This window comes from Arthrobacter mobilis (genome assembly GCF_012395835.1).
In the GTDB taxonomy this organism is placed as follows: domain Bacteria; phylum Actinomycetota; class Actinomycetes; order Actinomycetales; family Micrococcaceae; genus Crystallibacter; species Crystallibacter mobilis.
The window spans coordinates 20596-35862 of record NZ_JAAZSQ010000006.1 but is presented as its reverse complement, the minus strand read 5'-3'; the positions used below and the strand labels follow the sequence as shown (position 1 = coordinate 35862).

The 15267-nt window shown below is 69.3% G+C and carries 16 protein-coding genes, 1 pseudogene and 1 riboswitch; of the genes and pseudogenes, 14 read left to right on the top strand and 3 right to left on the bottom strand.

Annotation, left to right across the window (positions count from 1 at the left end):
- Window positions 1-36: 36 nt before the first annotated feature.
- Window positions 37-636, top strand: coding sequence for a GDSL-type esterase/lipase family protein (locus tag HGG74_RS08200; RefSeq protein ID WP_168485869.1), 600 nt, complete (start codon window positions 37-39; stop codon window positions 634-636).
- Between the two features lie 207 nt (window positions 637-843).
- A complete protein-coding gene (locus tag HGG74_RS22245) occupies window positions 844-918 on the top strand; it encodes a 50S ribosomal protein bL37 (protein ID WP_369299106.1) in 75 nt (24 codons plus the stop codon).
- 122 nt (window positions 919-1040) lie between these two features.
- Here the strand turns inward: HGG74_RS22245 and rsrA are convergent, their stop codons facing one another.
- Together rsrA and HGG74_RS08190 are read right to left on the bottom strand one after the other, a co-directional pair.
- Window positions 1041-1304, bottom strand: a complete 264-nt coding sequence (gene rsrA / locus HGG74_RS08195) for a mycothiol system anti-sigma-R factor (RefSeq protein WP_168485868.1) — start codon at window positions 1302-1304, stop codon at window positions 1041-1043.
- Entirely contained in the window at window positions 1301-1996 is a 696-nt protein-coding gene (locus tag HGG74_RS08190; RefSeq protein ID WP_168486004.1) for a sigma-70 family RNA polymerase sigma factor, read from the bottom strand. Before HGG74_RS08190 ends, rsrA begins: the two co-directional genes overlap by 4 nt.
- Window positions 1997-2454: 458 nt before the next feature.
- Here HGG74_RS08190 and HGG74_RS08185 point away from each other — a divergent pair, with 458 nt between their 5' ends.
- The 11 genes from HGG74_RS08185 to HGG74_RS08135 all read left to right on the top strand — a co-directional run bounded on the left by HGG74_RS08185 (window position 2455) and on the right by HGG74_RS08135 (window position 13736).
- Window positions 2455-3135, top strand: a complete 681-nt coding sequence (locus HGG74_RS08185; protein ID WP_168485867.1) for a DoxX family protein — start codon at window positions 2455-2457, stop codon at window positions 3133-3135.
- Window positions 3136-3140: 5 nt separating this feature from the next.
- Complete coding sequence (aroA, locus tag HGG74_RS08180) at window positions 3141-4481, top strand: 3-phosphoshikimate 1-carboxyvinyltransferase (protein ID WP_205761598.1); 1341 nt, start codon at window positions 3141-3143, stop codon at window positions 4479-4481.
- 2 nt (window positions 4482-4483) lie between these two features.
- The gene (rsgA, locus tag HGG74_RS08175) at window positions 4484-5596 is read left to right on the top strand and encodes a ribosome small subunit-dependent GTPase A (protein WP_168485866.1); all 1113 of its coding nucleotides are present in this window, start codon (window positions 4484-4486) and stop codon (window positions 5594-5596) included.
- Between the two features lie 111 nt (window positions 5597-5707).
- On the top strand, window positions 5708-6571 hold the full coding sequence (hisN, locus tag HGG74_RS08170; protein WP_168485865.1) for a histidinol-phosphatase: 864 nt from the start codon (window positions 5708-5710) through the stop codon (window positions 6569-6571).
- Between the two features lie 123 nt (window positions 6572-6694).
- A riboswitch (SAM riboswitch) is annotated at window positions 6695-6807 on the top strand.
- 39 nt (window positions 6808-6846) lie between these two features.
- Window positions 6847-8226 carry an aminotransferase class V-fold PLP-dependent enzyme gene (locus tag HGG74_RS08165; protein WP_168485864.1) on the top strand — a complete coding sequence of 460 codons (1380 nt, stop codon included), beginning with the start codon at window positions 6847-6849 and terminating at the stop codon, window positions 8224-8226.
- A 118-nt stretch (window positions 8227-8344) separates the two neighbouring features.
- Window positions 8345-9109 (top strand): class I SAM-dependent methyltransferase, encoded by a 765-nt coding sequence (locus HGG74_RS08160; RefSeq protein WP_168485863.1) that lies wholly within the window; start codon window positions 8345-8347, stop codon window positions 9107-9109.
- 38 nt (window positions 9110-9147) lie between these two features.
- On the top strand, window positions 9148-10065 hold the full coding sequence (locus tag HGG74_RS08155; protein ID WP_168485862.1) for a metal ABC transporter substrate-binding protein: 918 nt from the start codon (window positions 9148-9150) through the stop codon (window positions 10063-10065).
- On the top strand, window positions 10062-10841 hold the full coding sequence (locus HGG74_RS08150; protein ID WP_168485861.1) for a metal ABC transporter ATP-binding protein: 780 nt from the start codon (window positions 10062-10064) through the stop codon (window positions 10839-10841). The genes HGG74_RS08155 and HGG74_RS08150 overlap by 4 nt, the downstream gene beginning before the upstream one ends.
- A complete protein-coding gene (locus HGG74_RS08145; protein WP_168485860.1) occupies window positions 10841-11734 on the top strand; it encodes a metal ABC transporter permease in 894 nt (297 codons plus the stop codon). The genes HGG74_RS08150 and HGG74_RS08145 overlap by 1 nt, the downstream gene beginning before the upstream one ends.
- Before the next feature lie 15 nt (window positions 11735-11749).
- Window positions 11750-12493, top strand: coding sequence for a metal-dependent transcriptional regulator (locus HGG74_RS08140; RefSeq protein ID WP_168485859.1), 744 nt, complete (start codon window positions 11750-11752; stop codon window positions 12491-12493).
- 79 nt (window positions 12494-12572) lie between these two features.
- The gene (locus HGG74_RS08135) at window positions 12573-13736 is read left to right on the top strand and encodes a carboxylate-amine ligase (protein WP_205761596.1); all 1164 of its coding nucleotides are present in this window, start codon (window positions 12573-12575) and stop codon (window positions 13734-13736) included.
- Between the two features lie 25 nt (window positions 13737-13761).
- Here the strand turns inward: HGG74_RS08135 and HGG74_RS08130 are convergent, their stop codons facing one another.
- Window positions 13762-14586 (bottom strand): AfsR/SARP family transcriptional regulator, encoded by an 825-nt coding sequence (locus tag HGG74_RS08130; RefSeq protein WP_168485858.1) that lies wholly within the window; start codon window positions 14584-14586, stop codon window positions 13762-13764.
- A gap of 368 nt (window positions 14587-14954) precedes the next feature.
- Between HGG74_RS08130 and HGG74_RS08125 the strand changes: the two are divergent.
- Window positions 14955-15267 (top strand): annotated as a pseudogene (locus tag HGG74_RS08125) (ISAzo13-like element transposase-related protein); the annotation flags it as partial.

The following is a 15267-nucleotide window of genomic DNA, read 5'->3' as shown; positions in this document are numbered from 1 at the left end:
CCTGCCAACTATCGGGTATCGACCAGAAAGCAACTCGTGGAGCAACGCAGAATCAGGATTGCCGCCGTCGGCGACGAACTGCTGGCCGGTGCCGGGGATCCCCGGGCGCTGGGCTGGCTCGGCCGGGCCCTGGCCCGGACGAACCCCGCACCGGCATCCCTGGTGTCCTTCACGCTGGCCTCCCCCAATGAAGGCACCGAGGAGCTGGCCGGGCGCTGGCTGCAGGAGGCCGGCCGCCGCTTCGACGACGGCTTCGAGAACCGGCTGGTGATCGGGCTCTCCAGCCGGGACCTGGACCTGGGCCTGACCACTGCGCGCAGCCGCCTGAACCTGGCCAATATCCTCGACGGTGCCTCACAGCTGAGCATCAAAGTGTTCGTCGTCGGTCCGCCGCCGGGGCTGGACATGGACCGGAACCTGCGCCTGGCCGAACTCTCGGCGGCCTTCGGGGACGTGACCACCCGGCGCAAGCACGTCTACGTCGACACCTTCACCCCGCTGGTCAACCATGGCCAGTGGCGCACCGACCTGGCCGCCAACGGCGGCGGACCCGGGCAGGCCGGCTACGGCCTGATCGCCTGGCTGGTGCTGCACCGCGGCTGGTACCAGTGGCTGGAGCTGCCCGAGCCCGCATAGAGATTGGGTTCCTCCCGGCGTGTCGACTCCGCCGCCCGTTCGCAGCCTTCCCCGCACGCTCCGCGCACGCGGACCCCTGGCCGCTCTCCTGCGGGGCCCTCGGAACCCGCTCCAGGGGTACTCCCGCAGTGCCACTGGTTAGGTGAGGCCGCCGCCGGTGTGGGAGACTGATTGGCGGTTCTTTTACAGCCACGTGAGGAGGCAGCAATGAGCAAGCGTGCACGCAAGCGCCGTGACCGTAAGCGCGGCGGCGCGAACCACGGCAAGCGCCCCAACACCTGAGCAGCCGGTTCCCCCGGCTGCCCAGGCAGCGAAAGAACCCCCGCGGCAGACGCCGTCGGGGGTTCTTTGCGTTGCGGGGCCAGCCGGGCCCTCGGCCACCAGCGCCTGCCGGCCTCCCGCTACTAGACGGCGCTGGCCGTCTCCGCGTGGCTGATCCTGGCCAAGATCCGCTCCTTCAGCGTCTCCGGCGCCGCCTCGCGGCAGGAGCGTTTGACCACGGTACGGATCAGGCATTCCAGGCTGTATTCATTGGCACAGTCGGCGCAGGAGTCCAGATGCGCCTTGATGTCCTCGACGTCCTCGCGCGAGAGCACACCGTCAACGTATTCGTAGATCCGCTTCATGCGATCGTCGTCGCAGTCGCCCAAGCCCTGGCAGTCGCTCATTTGCCGTTCTCCTGTTGTGTCACGGTGGTGGTGTCCGTCGTCTCCTGCTTCCGGATGCCGCGCTCGGCTGCATAATCCGCGAGCAGCTCGCGCAGCATCTTGCGACCGCGGTGCAGGCGGGACATCACCGTACCGATGGGGGTGTTCATGATTTCCGATATTTCCTTGTAGGCGAACCCCTCTACGTCGGAGAAGTAGACGGCCAGCCGGAATTCTTCCGGAATCGCCTGCAGGGCATCCTTCACGTCCGAGTCCGGCAGATGGTCCAGGGCCTCGGCCTCGGCCGAACGCAGGCCCGACGGCGTGTGCGACGCCGCCTGGTACATCTGCCAGTCCTCCACCTGGTCCGTGTTGGACTGCAGCGGCTCACGCTGCCGCTTGCGGTACAAGTTGATGTAGGTGTTGGTCAGGATCCGGTACAGCCAAGCCTTCAGGTTGGTCCCGGGCTTGTACTGGTGGAAGGCGGAAAAGGCCTTGGCATAGGCCTCCTGGACCAGGTCCTCCGCGTCGGAAGGATTGCGCGCCATGCGCATGGCCGCCGAATACAGCTGGTCCACGTACTGCATGGCATCCCGTTCGAAGCGGGCGACCCGTTCCTCGGGAGTTTCCCCGGCCACGTCCGCCACCTCACCGGATGTTTCACCGGATACGGCGCCGGACACCTGCGCGGGGGCCAGCTGCTTGTCGGCCATGACCTCGGTCTCGGACTTGTCGGTAGTCATTGGCTCCAAGTCTACGCTTGGCACCCGCCCGGCCGCCCACGGTACCGGCAGTCCCCTGGGCGGTTCGGTGGTCAGTGTCGGCACAGGGCCTTCCCTTCCTGGCTTCCCCGGCTCCGCATTCGACCCTGCCGGCATCCGCGCCGGCACGGCACCGGCCGCCAGGCGGCCAGTTGCGAAGCATCCTGCTTCTATGCGCAACGGTCCCCCGCCCCGTACTATTCCCGTTCTCCCGGGTCCGCCCCTCCGGGCTTCGTCCGGCGCACCGCAGCGGGCAGAGGTGTGCCGGGAGCAGGTAAAAGTGCAAGACTAGAGACCAGCGCCACGACGGCGCTGGCCTGCGTCCGTCCCTACCAGTTGTTGTATCCGGTGTACGTTTTCCGTGTACGTTGCCCTGCCGGCCCGGCCGGCAGCATAGCCAGGAGGCACCTATGACAGTTGTCCGACGTCTCGCCCGACCGCTCCTCGCGGCCACTTTCGTGGCCTCCGGCGCGGACCAGCTGCGCAGTGCCCGGCAGACCGCGGACCAGCTGCGTCCGGTGCTGCAGCGGGCCGGCTCCATCATGCCGCAGGCCTCCGCCGTGACGAACAACGAAATGTTCGTCGCCCGGCTTCTCGGTGCCGCCCAGGTCGGCGCCGGAGTGCTGCTGGCGGCGGGCAAGTTCCCGCGCGTCGCCGCACTGGTCCTGGCCAAGATGGCCGCGGTCAATGCGGTGGTCGAATACCAGAACGCGGACTCCACCACTCCCGCAGGGCGCCGGCTGCGCCGGCAGCAGCTGCTGAAGAACCTTGGGCTGACCGGCGCTGCCCTGCTCGCGGCCGTGGACACCGCCGGGCAGCCCGGCCTCGCCTGGCGTGCCGAACATCTGGTCGTGGACGCCCGCAGGAACCTGCAGGCCCTGGGCAAGGGCGCCGGCACGACGGCGGGGCTGAGCGCCAGGACGGCAGGCAAGACCGCGAAGATGATGGGCAAAACCGCCGGCAGGACGGCGAAGGTGGTAGGCGAGAGTGCCGGCAGGACCGCCGAGACAGCCGGCAAGACCGTCAAGACGGTATCGAAGACGGCCTCGAAGGCGGCGGCCAGGACTGCCGCCGCGGTGGCGGGTTCCTGAGCTTCATGACTAGCACTACCGCAGGCTCCCGGCACGGCACCCCCTGGCCGGCGCCCTTCGCCACTGCCCCGCTGGATGCCACGGTGCGGGTACCGGCGTCGAAATCCCTGACCAACCGGTACCTCGTCCTGGCCGCGCTGGCGGACGGACCCTCGCGGCTGCGCTCGCCGCTGCACTCACGGGACTCGGCGCTGATGGTCCAGGCGCTGCGGGCGCTCGGCGCCGGCGTCGAGGAGGTGGAAGGGGACGGGCAGTTCGGCCCGGATCTGGTGGTGACCCCGATCGAGCCGGGCCGGCAGCTGGGCGAAACGGCCATCGACTGCGGGCTGGCCGGAACGGTTATGCGCTTCGTGCCGCCGCTGGCCGCGTTGTGCAGCGGATCCATCACCTTCGACGGGGATCCGCATGCCCGCAACCGCCCGATGGGCCCGATCGTCGCCGGCCTGCGCGGCCTGGGCATCGCCGTCGACGACGGCGGGCGAGGCGCCCTGCCGTTCACCGTGGCCGCCGCCGGCGGCGTTGACGGCGGGCACCTGGTCATCGACGCCAGCTCGTCCTCCCAGTTCGTCTCGGCCCTGCTGCTGGCCGGGGCGCGGTTCGGGCAGGGCCTGCACCTGGAGCACAGCGGCCCTCCGGTGCCGAGCCTGGACCACATCGCCATGACGGTGCAGGTGCTGCGCAGCCTGGGCGTGGCGGTGGATGATTCCACGCCGGACCATTGGATTGTGGCCCCCGGCCCGGTACGGGCCTTCGACCTGAGGATCGAGCAGGACCTCTCCAACGCCGGCCCCTTCCTGGCCGCAGCCCTCGCCACGCGCGGCACGGTGCGCATCCCGGACTGGCCGGCACAAACCACTCAGGTCGGGGACCAGTGGCGCACCATCCTGCCCCGGCTCGGCGCGAGCGTGGAGTACGACGGCGGCACGCTCACCGTCACGGGCGGTCCGGAGATCCGCGGGGCCGCACTGGCGGACACCAGCGAACTGGCTCCCACCGTGGCGGCACTGTGCGCCCTGGCATCCTCCGAATCCCGGCTGACCGGCATTGGCCACCTGCGAGGCCATGAGACCGACCGGCTGGCCGCCCTGGTGGCCGAAATCAACCGGCTCGGCGGGGATGCCGAGGAGACCGAGGACGGACTCATCATCCGGCCGCGGCCGCTGCACGCCGGCGTCTTCCACTCCTATGCGGACCACCGCATGGCCACTGCCGGGGCCATCATCGGCCTGGCCGTCGAAGGGGTGGAAGTCGAGGACATCGGCGCGACGTCGAAAACTATGCCCGAGTTCCCAGAGCTCTGGCACGGTATGTTCGGGGTCGGCCGGGAGCAGGCGGGGGCACGCTGACGGTGGCCCGAAGTACCGGCAGCTGGGACGAATCCGACGTCCGCATCCGCCCGAACAAGCGCGGCTCCCGCCCGCGCACCAAGGACCGCCCGGCCCACGAGGATGCCGTCATCGGCCGCATCGTCACCGTGGACCGGGGACGCTACACCGCAGTCGTCGGCGAAAACACCCCCGACGAGCGCACCGTCGTGGCCGCCCGGGCCCGGGAGCTGCGCCGCACCCCCGTGGTTGCCGGGGACTTCGTGGCCCTGGTCGGCGATGTCTCCGGCGCTCCGGACACACTGGCCCGGCTGGTGCGGGTGGAGGAACGCCGGACGCTGCTGCGCCGCAGCGCCGACGACACGGACCCGGTCGAACGGGTGGTGGTGGCCAATGCGGACCAGTTGGTGATCGTGGTCGCCGCGGCCAATCCCGAGCCGCGGACCGGCTTCATCGACCGCGCCCTGGTGGCCGCCTACGATGCGGGCATCAAGCCGCTGCTGTGCGTCACCAAGGCCGACGTCAAGGATCCTGCCGAGCTGCTGGCCAACTACGACAGCCTGGACGTGCCGGTGGTCATCAGCCGCACTGCCCCGGCCGATGCCTCCGGTATCGACGCGCGCTCGGACGCAGGCGCCTCCGCCCGGCTCGACACCGATGCGGTCGCCGACCTGCGCAGGCACCTGGAGGGCGTGGTCAGCGTCATGCTGGGGCACTCGGGAGTGGGCAAATCCACCATGGTCAACGCTCTCACAGGCGCGGAGCGAGCCACCGGCAGCGTCAATGCCGTGACCGGACGGGGGCGGCACACCTCCTCCTCCGCGCTGGCGCTCAAGCTCCGCGGCGCCCCGCCGGGCAGTTGGATCATCGACACCCCCGGCATCCGCTCGTTCGGCCTCGCCCACGTGGATCCGGACCGGATCCTGGCTGCCTTCCCCGATCTTGAACCGGGTACCGCGGACTGCGAGCGCGGCTGCAGGCACGATGCTGCCGCGGTCAACTGCGGACTCGACGAGTGGGTGGCCGGCGGCCACGCCGGTGCCGCCGGGGAGGCCCGGCTGGCCTCCCTGCGCCGCCTGCTGGGTACCCAGGAGCACCCCGACGCCAAGGACGTCAAGGAGCTGGGCACCCTCTGAGCGTTCAGCGCCTGCCCCGTCCTTCTCTAAGCTCCGGACGGGGACCCCTGCCGCTACCGCCTATCCGCCTTCGCAAGCTCAGGCGAGGTCCCTGCCGCTACGCTTGGAGCCATGACGCTGGAACCGCACAACTACACCGATGACCTCCGCCTGGCCCATGTCATGGCCGACGCCGTGGACGCCATGACCATGTCCCGGTTCAAGGCCCTGGACCTGCAGATCGAGACTAAACCGGACCTCACCCCGGTCACCGATGCCGACCGCGCCGCCGAGGAAGCCATCCGCGGCCAACTCTCCCGGGCACGTCCGCGGGACGCGGTCGTGGGCGAGGAGTTCGGCAGCACCGGCCATGGACTCCGCCGCTGGGTGGTCGACCCGATCGACGGCACGAAGAACTTCGTCCGGGGTGTGCCGGTCTGGGCCACGCTGATCGCCCTGGTCGACGAGGACCGGCCGGTAGTCGGTGTAGTCAGTGCGCCGGCACTGGGCCGGCGCTGGTGGGCCGCCAAAGGCACCGGCGCCTACAGCGGACGTTCACTCTCGGCAGCCACCCGGCTGGGAGTCTCCCGCGTGTCCAGCCTGGCGGATGCCTCGCTGTCCTATTCCAGCCTGACCGGCTGGAAGGAACGCGGCAACCTGGACGAATTCCTGAACCTGACCGAATCCGTGTGGCGCACCAGGGCCTACGGCGACTTCTGGTCCTACTGCCTGGTGGCCGAAGGCGCCGTCGATATCGCCTGCGAGCCGGAGCTGAACCTGCACGACATGGCAGCCCTGGTGCCGATCGTCACCGAAGCCGGCGGCCGGTTCACCTCGCTCGAAGGCGAGGAGGGGCCGTTCGGCGGCAACGCGCTGGCAACCAACGGCCTGCTGCACGAGGAGGTGCTGCACCTGCTCAATCCGCAATTGCGCGGCCAGCGTCCCGCCGGGGACACCGGCCTTCCGGCAGGCCGTGTCCCGGGGTCCTCGGCCTGACCTTGCCGGTGACGGGCCCCGGCCGTCCAAGCCCGGGTAACCGGGGATCATGCCGCGGCGCATTTCGTAACATCCGCGGTGATTTTCCCGGGCCGGGGCTGCCGCGCCGGTAGGCTGGGTCCAGGTCACGAGTGCCAGCGCAAAGCCCCGGCTTGCTGGTCGGCAACCCTCCCGTCGCGGCGGGGTGCCCCGGGTGACGACCTGGCCGCACCTGCCCGGTGCGGCAAGCGCGGACCCTCCGGCACTGCCGGCGGTTCCCTCAGCCACGAGGACCCATGAGCACCAGCATCCTGCCAGCCATCCTGCCCGTCCCCTCCCCTGCCGCCGACGTTCCCCTGCTGGAGGTGGCCGGGGCGGACCTGCAGGTACCGCTGATCCGCGGAGGCCAGGTCCGGTTGGCGAACCTGGACTATGCGGCGTCGGCCCCGGCCCTGGTCGGCGTTGCCGAGCATCTGCAGGACCTGCTGCCCTACTGCGCCAGCGTGCACCGCGGGGCCGGCTACACGGCCCAGGTGTCCACCGCCGTCTACGAGAAGGCGCGCCACACCATACGCCGGTTCGTGGGCGGCCGGGAGGATGACCAGGTCATCTTCACCCGGAACGCTACGGACGCCCTGAACCTGCTTGCCGGATGTGTGCCTGACCAGACGCCGGGCGGAGAAGTGCTGTACCTGGACATCGAGCACCACGCGAACCTGCTGCCCTGGCAGCGCACCGCCCACCGCAGCCTCGGCGTCCAGCCCACGATCGCCGGAACACTCGCGGCGATCGAGGCCGAACTGGCCCGCGGCCGGACCAGCCTGCTGGCAGTCACCGGTGCCTCGCATGTGACGGGCGAACTCTTCCCCGTGGCCGAGGCGGCCCGGCTGGCGCGCCGGTACGGGGCGCGGACAGCCGTGGATGCTGCCCAGCTGGCCGCGCACCGCCGGATCGACATCGCCCGGGACGGCATCGACTACGTGGTGCTGTCCGGCAGCAAGCTCTACGCCCCGTTCGGCGCCGGGGCACTCATCGGCCGGGGTGACTGGCTGGATGCCGGGACCGCGTACCTGGCCGGCGGCGGCGCAGTGCGGCGGGTCCGCCCGGAGACCGCGACCTGGACAACCGGACCGGCCCGGCACGAGGCAGGCTCGCCCAACCTGATGGGTGTCGCGGCCCTGGCCAAGGCCGCCGAATTGCTCGCGGACCTGGACCCGGCGGTGTGGCTGCGGCAGGAGCAGGCGCTGCGCAGCTACCTGGCGGCTGGACTGGAATCCCTTCCGGGTATCAGGGTGCACCGGATCTTTCCCGAGGACGAGCCCGGGACGGTCGGCATCGTCAACTTCTCCGTGGCCGGCTACGACGCCGGTCTGGTGGCCGCCTATCTGTCTGCCGAGCACGGCGTCGGGCTGCGGGATGGCAAGTTCTGCGCGCATCCGCTGCTGAACCGGCTCGGCCTGCCCTCCGGATCGCTGCGGGCCAGCTTCGGACTGGGGTCGCGGTTCGACGACGCAGCCCGGCTGCTCACCGGCCTCACGGAACTGCAGCACGAGGGGCTGCGCCACGACTACGTGGTCGAATGCGAACGCTGGGTCCCGGCCGCGGAAACCCGGCCCTTCCCGGACTGGGCCCCGGCCATGCCCGGTACCGCCGGCGCGGCTCCGGCGGGGATCTGACCCATCCGCCCGCTGCCCGCGCTTGCGTGAAGGATTTGCCGGATAATGCGTTTCCGGGTGCCCGCGTTATCCGGCACGTCGAATGTTGGTTCAACAGTTAGTTCATAGGAGTACAGCGGTGGTTCAGAGCGGTCCGCGGCTTGACGACGAACGCCGCCGGGCCTTCGGCGGCAGTTTCCAGACCGGCGGCGAACATTATGACCGGGTGCGGCCGGGCTATCCGTCCGACGCAGTGGACTGGCTGCTGGGCTCTGCCCCCGGCGCCTCCCGGGCCGTGGACGTGGGTGCCGGCACCGGCAAATACACGGCCGAACTGCTCTCGCGCGGCCTCGAGGTGGTGGCCGTGGACCCGTCCGCGGACATGCTCGCGCAGCTTACGCGCAAGTTCCGCGGCGTGCGGACGGTCCTCGGCACCGCGGAGCACACCGGCCTGCCGGACGCCTCGGTGGACGTCGCTACGGTCGCCCAGGCCTGGCACTGGGTGGACCCGCTGGCCGCCAGCACCGAGTTGGCCCGGATCCTGCGCCCGGGCGGTCTGCTCGGCCTGGTCTGGAACCAGTTGGATGTGACAGTGCCCTGGGTCCACCGGCTCTCGCGCATCATGCACGCCGGGGACGTGCACCGGCCCGGTTTCCGCCCTCAAATCGGTCCGGAGTTCATTGGGCTGCAGCGGCACGAAACCCGCTGGAGCGATCCGGTCACGGCTGCCGAGGTGATGGAACTGGCCAAGTCCCGCAGCTACTACCTGCGCGCCGGCGAACCGACCCGCGCCAAGGTGCTGTCCAACCTGCGCTGGTACCTGCACGACCATCTGGACTACGCCGGCACTTCCGTCATCCAGCTGCCGTACTACACGCAGACGTGGCGCGCCTTCAAGGCCTGAGAGTTGGCTTAAGGCATACCGGCACGCTAAATTTAGGTATGCCGAAAAACTGGTGGGCCGTCCTCGCCCTGCTGACTGCACTGCTTGCCGTGCCCGGCTGCGGGGCTGCCGGAACGGCTGCCAGTCCGCAGACCTCCGGTGATCCGCGGCCGCTGGTACTGACCACCTTCACCGTACTGGCAGACATGGTCCGCCAAGTGGCCGGCGAGCACGTGCGGGTGGAATCGCTGACCAAAGTCGGCGCCGAGATCCACGGCTACGAGCCCACCCCCTCGGATCTGGTCCGTGCCCAGGAAGCGGACCTGATCCTGGACAACGGGCTGGGCCTGGAACGCTGGTTCGAACGGTTCCTGCTGTCCGTGCCCGCACCGCACGCCGTGCTGTCGGAAGGCGTCGAACCGGTCGACATCCGTTCCGGCGACTATGCCGGCAAGCCGAATCCGCACGCCTGGATGTCGCCCTTGGCGGCCAAGACCTATGTGGACAACATCGTCGAGGCCCTGAGCACGCTGGTCCCGGCCCACGCGGCTGATTTCCGGGCCAACGGTGAAGACTACAAACGCGAACTCGACGCGGTCATGGAGGAACTGACGCAGGCCTTCAAGGACCCTCAGGCCACGCCGGCACTGGTGACGTGCGAAGGCGCCTTCTCCTACCTGGCCAAGGATGCAGGACTGCAGGAGGCCTTCCTCTGGCCGGTGAATTCGGATGCAGAGGGAACCCCGCACCAGATCAAGGACGCCATCCATTTCGTCCAGGAACACCAGGTGCCGGCGGTCTTCTGCGAATCCACCGTCAACCCTTCCGCCATGGAACAGGTGGCTGCAGCAACCGGGGCACGGCTGGAAACCCCGCTGTACGTGGACTCGCTTTCCACCGCCGACGGGCCGGTGCCGACGCACCTGGACCTGATCCGGCACGACATCCGCATGATCAAGAAAGGCCTGGCCCCATGAGCCTGCCAAACATACCCGTCGGGGCGGCGGCCATTACGGTCACCGGGCTGCACGCGGGCTACCACGACGTCGTCGCCCTCGACGGCGTGGACCTTACCGTCCTCCCCCGGACCATCTGCGGCCTGATCGGTGTGAACGGTTCGGGCAAGTCCACCCTGTTCAAGGCCCTGATGGGACTGGTCCAGCCGGTCCGCGGCGCGGTGCGGATCTTCGGCCTGCCCTCCGGCCAGTCGCGCAAGCTGAACCTGGTGACCTACGTGCCGCAGTCCGAGGATGTCGACTGGACCTTCCCGGTCTCAGTCCGGGACGTGGTCATGATGGGCCGCTACGGCAGGCTCGGCCCCATGCGCCGGCCACGGCGGCAGGACCGCGACGCCGTCGACCACGCCCTTGAACGCGTGGGGCTGGCCGACCTGCAGCACCGGCAGATCGGTGAACTCTCCGGCGGCCAGCGCAAGCGTGCCTTCGTGGCCAGGGGCATCGCCCAGGATGCGGCGCTGATGCTGCTGGATGAACCATTTGCCGGTGTCGACAAGTCCTCCGAGGCCGCCCTGGTGGCGCTGTTCCGCGAACTGCGGGACGAGGGCCGCACCATCCTGATCTCCACCCACGACCTGGCCGGAATCCCCCAACTGTGCGACGAGGCGGTCCTGCTGCACCGGCACGTGCTGGCCCACGGCTCGCCCGCAACCGTGCTGACCGCCGAGAACCTCGCCCGCACCTTCGGCCCACTGCCTGCAGCGGCGGCTGCGGATACCCCCAAGGAGGCCTCCTGATGGACCTGCTCAACTGGCTGCTGGAGCCGCTGCAGTACGGCTTCCTGACCCGGGCGCTGCTGGTCACCGTGGCCGCCGCCGTCGTCTGCGCGGTTCTTTCGTGCTGGCTGATCCTGATGGGTTGGTCGCTCATGGGTGACGCGGTATCCCACGCGGTCCTGCCGGGCGTGGCGCTGGCCTACATTGCCGGCATCCCGTTTTCCATCGGCGCCTTCGTTTTCGGTGCCGGCGCCGTGGCGCTGATCGGCGCGGTCCGCTCGAACAGCAAGCTAAAGGCCGATACCGCCATCGGCGTCGTGTTTACCGGGCTGTTCGCCACCGGCCTGGCCATCGTCTCCAAGACACCAAGCCAGATCGACCTGCAGCACATCCTCTTCGGCAATGTCCTGGGCGTCAGCACGCCGGAGCTTATCCAGGTGCTGGCCCTGGGAGCCCTGACGCTGGCCGTGCTCCTGTTCAAGCGCCGGGACCTGACGCTCTTCGCCTTCGACCGGATCCACGCCCATGCCATCGGCCTGGGCACACGCCGGCTTTCGGCGCTCCTGCTGGGCCTGCTGGCCCTGACCGTCGTCGTCGGCCTGCAGGCGGTGGGCATCATCCTTGTGGTGGCCATGCTCATCACTCCCGGGGCCACCGCCTTCCTGCTGACGCGCAGCTTCGACCGCATGCTGCTCATCGCAGGCACGGTCACGGCCGCCGCCTCCGTGGCCGGAATCTATGCCAGCTACTACCTGGACATTTCCACAGGCGCATCGGTGGTGCTGGCGCAGTCCGTGGTGTTCGTCCTGGTGTTCCTCTTCGCCCGCCGCAGCGGGGTAGTCTGGCAGTGGCGGCGGCGCCTGGCCTCCCGCCCCGCCGCGGCCGCTCCCGCCCGGCAGGAAGCCGGCCGCTGAACCTTGGAGGCGAAGATGTCCCCCGCCAGCAGGAAGAAGCACAAGAACTCCGTCCTGAGCAGCAATTCGTCCAGCGTGCAGGACTACGTGAAGGCGATCTACACCTTCACGGAGTGGCAGGACCGGCCGGTCAGTTCCTCAGTCCTGGCTGCCCGGCTGGGGGTGGCGAACTCCTCCGTGTCCGAAATGGTGCGCAAGCTCGTGGAACTTGGCCTGGTCGCGCATGAGCCGTACGGCGACGTCGAACTTACCGAGCCGGGGCGCAGGCTCGCACTGGCCATGGTGCGCCGGCACCGGCTGCTGGAGACCTACCTGGTGAACGAGCTCGGGTACGCCTGGGACGAGGTGCACGAGGAGGCCGAACTGCTCGAACACACCGTCTCCGACAAAATGATCGAACGCATCGCGGCGAAACTGGGCAACCCCGGCAGGGATCCGCACGGCGACCCGATTCCGGCCGCTGACGGTTCTGTCACCGTGCCCCGGGCCTGGCGGCTGCCTGACCTGGACGAGGGCCATACCGGCAGGATTACCCGCATCAGCGACGCGGACCCTGCACTGCTGCGCTTCCTGCAGGCGGAGAACATCAGCCTGGACGATCCGGTGCGGATGATCGGCCGCCGTCCCTTCGGCGGAGCGCTGGTGGTCAGCGTTGGCACGGCGGACGCCGGCCGCGAACTGGATCTGGGCGACGAAGCCGCGGCGGCACTGTGGATCAGCAGCGACCATCCCCACCCTGGCTGTGTGATCGGACACTGACCCCCCGCGCCGGGTCAACAGACAGCATGCTGATCAACTAAGCTCGTGGTGTCCGCCGTCCCTGATGGAAAGGCAGCACATGCAGCACCCTGCGAAGACGACTGACAAGGCAGCGACCAGGCGTCCGGCAGCCAGCGACGGCATCCCCACCATCGGGGTCGAAGAGGAATACCTGCTGCTGGATCCGCTGAGCGGCCTGCCCGCGGCGGTGGCCGACAGCGTCGCGGCACATTTGGAAGACTCCGCCCAGGTGGCCCGGAGGGACGTCCAGCGAGAACTGCTCAGCTGCCAGATCGAAACGGCCACCAGCGTCTGCAGCACGCTGACCGAGGCCGGGGAATCGCTGCTCAAGTTCCGCCGCAGCCTGGATGCGGCCGCGCGCAAGAGCGGCGTACGGGCCGCGGCCACGGCCACGGCCCCGCGCATCGATGAAAGCTATCCAGCGGTCACGGACAAGCTGCGCTACCACCAGCTCAAAGCCAGTGCCAAAGGTATCGTGGCCGACCAGTTCATCAACGGCCAGCATGTGCATGTCCAGGTCCCGGACCGGGAAACCGGTGTCCAGGCGCTGAACCGGATCCGCCCCTGGCTGCCGGCCATCGTGGCGCTGAGCGCCAACTCGCCGTTCTGGCAGGACCGGGACAGCGGCTTCGCCAGCTGGCGCACCATCAGCTACCGCCGCTGGCCGCTGCAGGGCTGCCCGCCGCTCTTCGCCGATGCCGCCGACTATGAGCGGCGCGTCCAGCGGCTGGTGGACACCTCGGTGATCATCGACCGCGGCGTGCTGACCTGGCTCGCCCGGCTCTCGGACCACTATCCCACCATCGAGGTGCGCGCCGCCGATGTGCAGCTCGAGGCCCGGGACGCCGTGCTGATTGCCGCCCTGGTCCGCGGCCTGGTTTCCACCGCCGTCGCCGAGGCCGCAGGCGGCCGGCAGTGCCCGGAGCCGGATGCCGAGATACTGGACGCCGCGGTATGGCAGGCCGGACGGCAGGGTATGGCAGGGCGGCTGATCGACCCGCTGGCCGGCGTGCTGCTGCCGGCCGAAGACGTGCTGGGACAGTTGCTGCGGCATATCCGCCCCGCGCTCGAGGAAGCCGGCGACGACGAGTGGGTTGATGCCTCGCTCGCCCGGATACTGGCCGACGGCACGGGGGCCGAACGCCAGCGACGGTCCATGGAGCATGGCGGGCTGCCGGCACTGCTGGACCTCTATGCCACCTCCCTGACTGCCGAGCTGTAGCGTTCGCCGGCCGGCGAAGATGCGGCTATTTCGCCAGCCAGCCGCCTGCCCGGGCGCGGCCGGCCGTGCCAGCGTCCTCGAACCCGTGGTCCGGCTCCGGCCACTTCCGCCGGGACGCGCCGCGCGCTCCGCCACCGACCAGCTTCAACGGCCCGATCAGCTCCGAGATCCTGGCCGAGGGCTCGACGCCGAACTCGTCCAGCAGCCGGGAGCTGAAGGCGGCATAGCTGCGCAGGGCCTGGGCGTAATTACCCTCCGCCAGGTGCGCCTCCAGCAGCAGCCGCTGGGAGCTTTCCCGCAGCGGCTCAATCGCGATGGCGCAGGCGGCGGCGTCCACGGCCTGCCCCGTCTGGCCGTTTTCGAGGAACTGGGCGGCCAGACGTTCAAGCGCTGTCAGACGCAGCTGGTTCCAGCGTTCCTGCTCGGCGGTCACCCAGTCCTCGTACCAGCCAGGCAGCAGCTCGGCAGTCCTGAGTGCTTCCAGCAGCTCTGCGCGCCTCTTGTCACCGCGGCCGCCGGGGCTCCGCTCCAGCTCCGCGGCCTGCCGCCTGAGGGCGTGCACGTCCACCGTCACCTCGGGGGCCAGTCCCAGGGGGTCGCGGCCTTCCACCAGCAGCCCGGGCAGCTGGTGGGAGACCATCCAGATGCTCTCCCGCAGGCTTCCGGTGGCCTGCTTCTCCGAGCTGTTCGGCCACAATGTTCCGGCCAGGAAGGACCGGGGCTGGCTGCCATACAGTGCAAGGACGGCGATCAGCCGCTGCTGGCGGAACGTCACCCTCACCGGGCGACGGCCGTTAAAGACGTGCCATCCGCCGAGCAGGCGGATTTCCCAACTACTGTTCGAAGTCATAATCTGCAGCTCCCCCCCAGCACTCGTTCCTGTAGGTCCGCTGCCCCCAACGCCCCGTGGAACTCCCCGTTTTCTCCAGCTTGCCACCGGCTCCGGGGATGTCAACGCGGCTAAAGGATTCATGTTAAAAGAAATCGGTGAGCGGTAACGTGTGCGTAACGTGTGCGTAACGGAGCCACTGGTGAGCCTAGGGATTTCGGACAGTGGACCCGCTTAAAATTTGAGGGACTACTGAAATGAGGAATGTGCAGGGGCCTCGGAGAATACCGTGTTGCGCGGGCAATCCGATGTCTCCGCTGCACTGGACCACGAAGTCGGCCCGCAACCTTGCCGCGGAACTGGCCCGGCAGGGTCAGCGCGGACACGGCCATCCGCATGCCACCCGCCTGCTGATCACCGCGGACGTCGGAGGCTCCAACGGCTACCGCACCCGCGCCTGGAAGACGGAGCTGGCGGCCCTGACCGTAGAAACGGGCCTGCAGATCACCGTGTGCCACTTCCCCGCTCGGTACAAGCAAGTGGAATACCACCGGGCACCGGCTGTTCTCCCACATCACCACGAACCGGCGCGGCCGGCTCCTGACCAGCCACGAGGTCATCGTCAACACCATCGCCGCGACTTGCGACCCGCACCGGGCCGAGAGTGCACGCCGAGCTCGGCACCAACACCTACGACATCGG

Coding starts and splice junctions, on each gene's coding strand:
- HGG74_RS08165 (WP_168485864.1), top strand. CDS start 6,847: ATGAGCACCAGCATCCTGCCAGCCATCCTGCCCGTCCCCTCCCCTGCC.
- rsrA (WP_168485868.1), bottom strand. CDS start 1,304: ATGAGCGACTGCCAGGGCTTGGGCGACTGCGACGACGATCGCATGAAG.
- aroA (WP_205761598.1), top strand. CDS start 3,141: ATGACTAGCACTACCGCAGGCTCCCGGCACGGCACCCCCTGGCCGGCG.
- HGG74_RS08135 (WP_205761596.1), top strand. CDS start 12,573: ATGCAGCACCCTGCGAAGACGACTGACAAGGCAGCGACCAGGCGTCCG.
- HGG74_RS08185 (WP_168485867.1), top strand. CDS start 2,455: ATGACAGTTGTCCGACGTCTCGCCCGACCGCTCCTCGCGGCCACTTTC.
- HGG74_RS08150 (WP_168485861.1), top strand. CDS start 10,062: ATGAGCCTGCCAAACATACCCGTCGGGGCGGCGGCCATTACGGTCACC.
- HGG74_RS08155 (WP_168485862.1), top strand. CDS start 9,148: ATGCCGAAAAACTGGTGGGCCGTCCTCGCCCTGCTGACTGCACTGCTT.
- hisN (WP_168485865.1), top strand. CDS start 5,708: ATGACGCTGGAACCGCACAACTACACCGATGACCTCCGCCTGGCCCAT.
- HGG74_RS08130 (WP_168485858.1), bottom strand. CDS start 14,586: ATGACTTCGAACAGTAGTTGGGAAATCCGCCTGCTCGGCGGATGGCAC.
- HGG74_RS08145 (WP_168485860.1), top strand. CDS start 10,841: ATGGACCTGCTCAACTGGCTGCTGGAGCCGCTGCAGTACGGCTTCCTG.
- HGG74_RS08140 (WP_168485859.1), top strand. CDS start 11,750: ATGTCCCCCGCCAGCAGGAAGAAGCACAAGAACTCCGTCCTGAGCAGC.
- HGG74_RS08190 (WP_168486004.1), bottom strand. CDS start 1,996: ATGGCCGACAAGCAGCTGGCCCCCGCGCAGGTGTCCGGCGCCGTATCC.